This is a genomic window from bacterium (assembly GCA_024226335.1).
Taxonomy (GTDB): domain Bacteria; phylum Myxococcota_A; class UBA9160; order SZUA-336; family SZUA-336; genus JAAELY01.
The window spans coordinates 1-5,300 of record JAAELY010000453.1 but is presented as its reverse complement, the minus strand read 5'-3'; the positions used below and the strand labels follow the sequence as shown (position 1 = coordinate 5,300).

Genomic DNA, 5,300 nt, shown 5'->3' with positions numbered 1-5,300 from the left:
GGGTGAATCTATGAGCAAGCCCCCTCTCGGTTAACCTTCGAGTGCTAACCGGAAGGTGCTCACGAAGAGCGAAAGGAGGCTTGCTCATGCGGTATGTTGGCCTGGATTCTCACTGGAGGCAATCCACGATCTGCGTCCTCGATCATCGGGGGCAGAAACTGCTGAATCGAACGATCAAGGGGCCGTGGTCCAAGGTCCTCGAGGAAGTGGGGAAGATTCGAAAACCGTTTGCGGTCTGCTTCGAGGCTTCCACCGGCTACGGTCATCTATACGAGAGTTTGCAGACCGTTGCACGCCGAGTCGTCGTCGCTCATCCTGGCCAGTTGCGGTTGATCTTTCGCTCGAAGCGCAAGAACGATCGCGTCGATGCGGAGAAGCTGGCCAAGCTGTTGTTTCTGGACGAAGTGCCGCCGGTGTATGTCCCTTCATCGGAGGTGCGCTCCTGGCGAGGCTTCATCGGGCATCGCAACAAGCTTGTACGTGAACGAACCCGCACCAAGAACTCGATCCGCGCGTTGCTACGAGGTCAGGGCATTCAGGCTCCCAGAGGACTGTGGTATGGCCCAGGAATGAAGTGGCTGCGTTCGGTGTCGTTCGCCAACGAGCTGAACACCGTGCAGCGGGACATGCTGTACGAGCGACTATGTTTCTTGACCAAGATGCTCGAACGAGTCGAGACGACGCTCAATCGGACCGCTTCACGCAATCCCGGAGTGCAACTGCTGCGGACCATTCCGGGAGTCGGGCCGCGAACAGCCGAGGCGGTGATGGCCTGGGTCGACAATCCAGGCCGCTTTCAGCGCATCAAGGGCGCCGGCCGTTACTTTGGCCTGGTGCCGTGCCAGGATTCTTCAGCTCGGACCAATCGTCTGGGCCACATCACCCGCGAGGGACCGGCCATCGTCCGATGGCTACTGACGGAGGCAGCATGGCAGGGCGTCCGACGCTCGCCGCTGATCCGGACTTTCTATGAACGTGTGCGACGAGGCGATCCAGAACGGCGCAAGATCGCACTGGTGGCCACGGCGCACTATCTGTTGAGAGCCATGATGGCGATGCTTCGCACCGGCGAGGTTTGGCGCTCGTCAGAGGAGCCTGCGACTTAAATTAGCGAAGAGTGGTACGGACGCCCTTCTGTCCGCTACCGCTCGATCGTCGGTTGGAAGGGAGAGGAGAAGCTGGAAGTCAGGAGACTACGGGAAAGAATCGGACCCCGGTTAATGGACATGGCGAAGGCAGGCCGACTAGGTGAATGGGGCCGATTCGAAATGTGAATCGTGGTGCGTCGTACGCGACGATGCCGAATGGATGTTTGGACCCCGTATTAACTCCCGTGCTCCTGGCTTGACAAGGGCTTGCTCATGGATGTCCATAACCCTCGTAAACGGAAAAGCGCGACGAATCAAATCAACGTTGATCCGCCGCCCCCTTCGTTTCGTCTCAAGATCCCCTGACCGCAAGGTCGTCCGAGTTCGAGTCTCGGCTCCGGCACATTCCGTATTTCAATAGCTCTCTTCGATACTGGGAGTTTGTCCCCGACAGAGAGCATCGTCTACAGGAGCACCAGCCGGCGTCAGCGGCCAGTCAATTCCAGCGCCCGAACAGGCGCGGGCTCACGGCCCATCATCGCGAATCCGCAGCGCGTGCATCTCCTGCCCGCGGTACCACAGTGTGGCTCCCGTTACCTGCTGTTCTCCGTCCAGCTCGAAGCGCACCCGCGCGCCTGCGGCCTTGCCCCAGAACTCCGTCTCGCCGATGGCGAACAGGTCGGTCTCGCCGGTGCCCGTCATCCGGCCGACAAGGACGTCGTCGATCCGCCATACCTTCACGGTGATCTCGGGAGATATGCGGTAATTTCCGACGTATCGATCGAGCGTCGAAACGGGTAGCGCGACGATCTCCGGGAAGTTCAGCTCGGGGAGTCTTTTGGCGAACGGTTTGGTCTCCACCGGTTCCAGCTTCTTGCTCAGGCGCGCCGGCCCGTCGATGGAGTCGACGATGCCGCTCACCAGCGACCAGACCTTACTCCCGCCGACGCCGCGCGAGAAATCGGTGTCCCCGCGATGCACCACCACCAGATCGAGGTCCGGCACCAGCGCGATCAACTGCCCGCCGGTGCCGCTGGCGGCGTAGGCGGTCAGCTCCGGTTGCGAGGCGATCGTGCCGGGGCCATAGACCCACCACATGTAGCCATAGCTGCGGCCGCCGCCCAGGTCCGAGTGCGGCTTCAGGCTACGCTCGATCCAGTCGGTAGGAACCAGGTCGCGACCGTCCCATTTGCCGTCACGCAGATAGAGCAGCCCGAGGCGAGCGGCGTCCCGGGCACTGAGCCGAAACGCGTAGGCCGGCACCCGGGAAGATCCGCGCTCGAACTGGTAAAAGGTGTCGCCGATCTCGAAATCTTCCATGCCCAGCGGCGTCGCGAGGTCCTGGTCGAACGCCTCGAAGATGCCGCGTCCCGTGGCCTGCTCGAAGACATGCCCGGCCGTGTTGAAGTCCCAGTTGTTGTACCAGAAGCGCTCGCCGGGTTTGGCGCTGCCGCGAGCCGGCCGGCCCTTCTTCATCGAACGCGGTTCCTTCGCGGCCGAGTGATAGACCCCGGAGCGGCCCTGCAGCAACTGCTCGACCGTGGCAGTCTTCTCCAGGTCCGTCAATGGATGGACGTCGTCGATGCCCAGCCCGCCGAGTGTTGCCGCGAGATCGATCTCGCCCCTGGCAACCGCGGCGCCGTAGAGTGCCGACAGCAAGCTCTTGCGAACGGAGTGACACTTGAACTTGCGTTCGATGTCGCCCCAGGCCTCGACGACGAGCCCCTTGCGTACGATGAGCAGCGCGCCGGAGCCTGCCTCGTCGGCCTGCGCGCGCACGGCCGCGAGTTTGTCGGCGTCGAATCCGCCCAGATGCGGCTCACGGTACTGCAGCCACGGCCCGTTGCCCGGGACCGGACCGCTTGCGCCGCACGCGACGCCGCAGAGAAGGGCAGCGACCACGCTGACGATGGCGAGTGTCCACTTGATTCTTGTTCGCATAGTATTTCCTGTCATGAGCGAGGTCCCATTCGTGGGACAGTCATGAACAGCTAACGCCGAGCTCAGGGCAACGGTTGCAGGCAGCGGGGAGATATGGCGTCAACGGCACCAAGGCGGAGTGAGCGTCACCGCGTTGCTCTCGTCATCCTCGTCCTGCTCGCGACGGGCGGCCCGGCGGTACAGGCCGCCCCGCCGGACTACGAGCTGACCCCGAGACTCTACCGCTCGGGCGACGACCCGGCGTGGGCCACGGCGACGAGCCTCGACGATTGGTCGACAGTACGGCCCCGTGACTCGCCCAACTGGTGGTTCCGCACGAGCATGGCCGTTCAGCGAGATGCCGAGCCGCTGGAGGACGTCGCGCTGCGGGTGTTCGCCCCGGGGGCATTCGAGGTGTACTGGGACGGGGAACTGATCGGACGCAACGGCGTCATCGGCACCGATCGCCGCTCGGAGGTTCCGGGGCGCCACGGGAGCTGGCTGGTTGTCGACCCGGACCGGGTGGCGGCGGGCGAGCATCGGGTCGCAGTCCGTGTCTCGTCGCATCACATCGGCCGGGTGCGCGGTCCCGTGGGCGTCCAGCTGCTGGATCGCGCGCACACCGAACGTTGGGAGGGTCGTCGCACTGCGTTGTTCCTGCTCTGCGCCGGCGTCCTGTTGCTCGCGGGCATCGTATTCGCGTCGCTCTATCGCGCGACCGGCGCGCGTGTCGATACGTTGCTGTTCGCAATCCTGGCGCTGGCCGTTGCGCTACTACTGGTACTGGAGTACTCCAAGTTCCTCTGGGCCTATCCCTACCCATGGCACTTCCCGCGCCTGATCGCGATCAGCAGCCTGACCATCGCGGTCGGCGCGCTGTTGCCGGTGTTCGTGACGGCTCATCTGGGGTTCGGGCGGCTTCGCCTGTTGGCGACGGTGCTGGTGGTGCTCTACGCGACCATGACGGTGTTGTTCACCGACCCCGACGTGCATAGCCTGAACATCCTCAGAACCGCGATCGGGGTCGCATTCGTAGCCGGCTGCATCGGGATCTGGAAGAAGCGTAGCGACGCGGCCTGGATGCTCGCTGGAGTCACGGTCACGCTGATCCCCGCGTTCCTCATGGGTTTCCGCTACGCAGACCACGGGTTCTTCGTCGGCTTTCTCGCCATGGTCGCGGTGCTGTTGACCCTGATGGCGCGTACGCTGCGCCGACAGGCCGAGCAACGGACGGCGGCTCTGCTCACCGCAGAACGACTGCGCTACGAGCTGCTACGCAAGACCATTCAGCCACATTTCCTGATGAACTCGCTTGCCGTATCGATCTCCCGCATCGAGGAGCAGCCGGAGCTCGGCATCGAGGTGCTGCGCAGCCTCGCCGAAGAACTCCAGGCGTTCCTGCACATCGGCGAAAGGAACCGTACCACCGTCCGCGAGGAGCTGGAGCTGTGCCGCAAACACGCGCGGACGATGGCGCACCTGCTCGACCGGCCGCTCGAGCTTTGCGTCGACGGCGACGTCGCGGACGACCCGCTGCCACCGGGCGTGCTGTTGACGCTCGTCGAGAACGCCATCACTCATGGCGATCCGGTCGAGGATCCGCGGATCCGCGTGGTGGTGTCACGGAACGCGGCCGGGCTCGTGATCGAGGTGCGCAACCGCGCCCAACAGAGTTCCGCGCCTTCACGGGAAGGTGCGGGCCTGCGCTACGTCCGCGCACAACTCAGACACGCCGACGGAAACTGGGACTTTGCGGACGGCTGTGAGGCGGGAGAATGGTGGGCGCGAATCAACCGACGCTCACGCTGAGCCGTGCCCCAGGCGGTCGCGAACCTGGTTGTAGTACGTGCGCCCCACCGGAACGGTCTCGCCTCCGGACAGTTCCAGCTGGTAGTGGCCGCCGCCCTGGACCACGAGCCGCAGGACCAGCTCCAGCCGCACGATATGGGACCGGTGGACGCGCATGAACTCCGGCGGCAACAGCGCGTCGAGCCGCTCGAGGGTCTTGTCGTGGGTTCGCTCCAGGCCGTCGAGTAGGTGCAGCGTGGAGTACTTACCGGCAGCCTGGATCCTGCGAAGCCGATCGAGCGGGATCGTCTCGTACCCGGCCCGGCTGCGTACCGACAAGCGGCGTGTGGGGCCGGGCCGGTCCGGCACCGACGCCGCGTCGAAACGTTCCAGCGCCTGCTGGAGTCGAGCGCGGCGAACGGGCTTGGCCACGAAGTCCAGCACACCGTGCGCGTAGGCTTCGATCGCGCGATCGGTGTGGGCTGACACCACGATCGTGTGCGC

Annotated in this window: 4 protein-coding genes; 2 read left to right on the top strand and 2 right to left on the bottom strand. The window is 64.4% G+C overall.

Annotated elements, in window-relative coordinates:
• The first annotated feature begins 86 nt into the window (after nt 1-86).
• Complete coding sequence (locus GY725_21740) at nt 87-1,106, top strand: IS110 family transposase (GenBank protein MCP4006811.1); 1,020 nt, start codon at nt 87-89, stop codon at nt 1,104-1,106.
• Between the two features lie 507 nt (nt 1,107-1,613).
• Here the strand turns inward: GY725_21740 and GY725_21735 are convergent.
• Nucleotides 1,614-3,029 (bottom strand): serine hydrolase, encoded by a 1,416-nt coding sequence (locus GY725_21735; GenBank protein MCP4006810.1) that lies wholly within the window; start codon nt 3,027-3,029, stop codon nt 1,614-1,616.
• A gap of 93 nt (nt 3,030-3,122) precedes the next feature.
• Here GY725_21735 and GY725_21730 point away from each other — a divergent pair, with 93 nt between their 5' ends.
• Nucleotides 3,123-4,817, top strand: a complete 1,695-nt coding sequence (locus tag GY725_21730) for a hypothetical protein (GenBank protein MCP4006809.1) — start codon at nt 3,123-3,125, stop codon at nt 4,815-4,817.
• Here GY725_21730 and GY725_21725 read toward each other — a convergent pair.
• Nucleotides 4,809-5,285 carry a response regulator transcription factor gene (locus tag GY725_21725; protein ID MCP4006808.1) on the bottom strand — a complete coding sequence of 159 codons (477 nt, stop codon included), beginning with the start codon at nt 5,283-5,285 and terminating at the stop codon, nt 4,809-4,811. The genes GY725_21730 and GY725_21725 overlap by 9 nt on opposite strands.
• Nucleotides 5,286-5,300 lie beyond the last annotated feature (15 nt).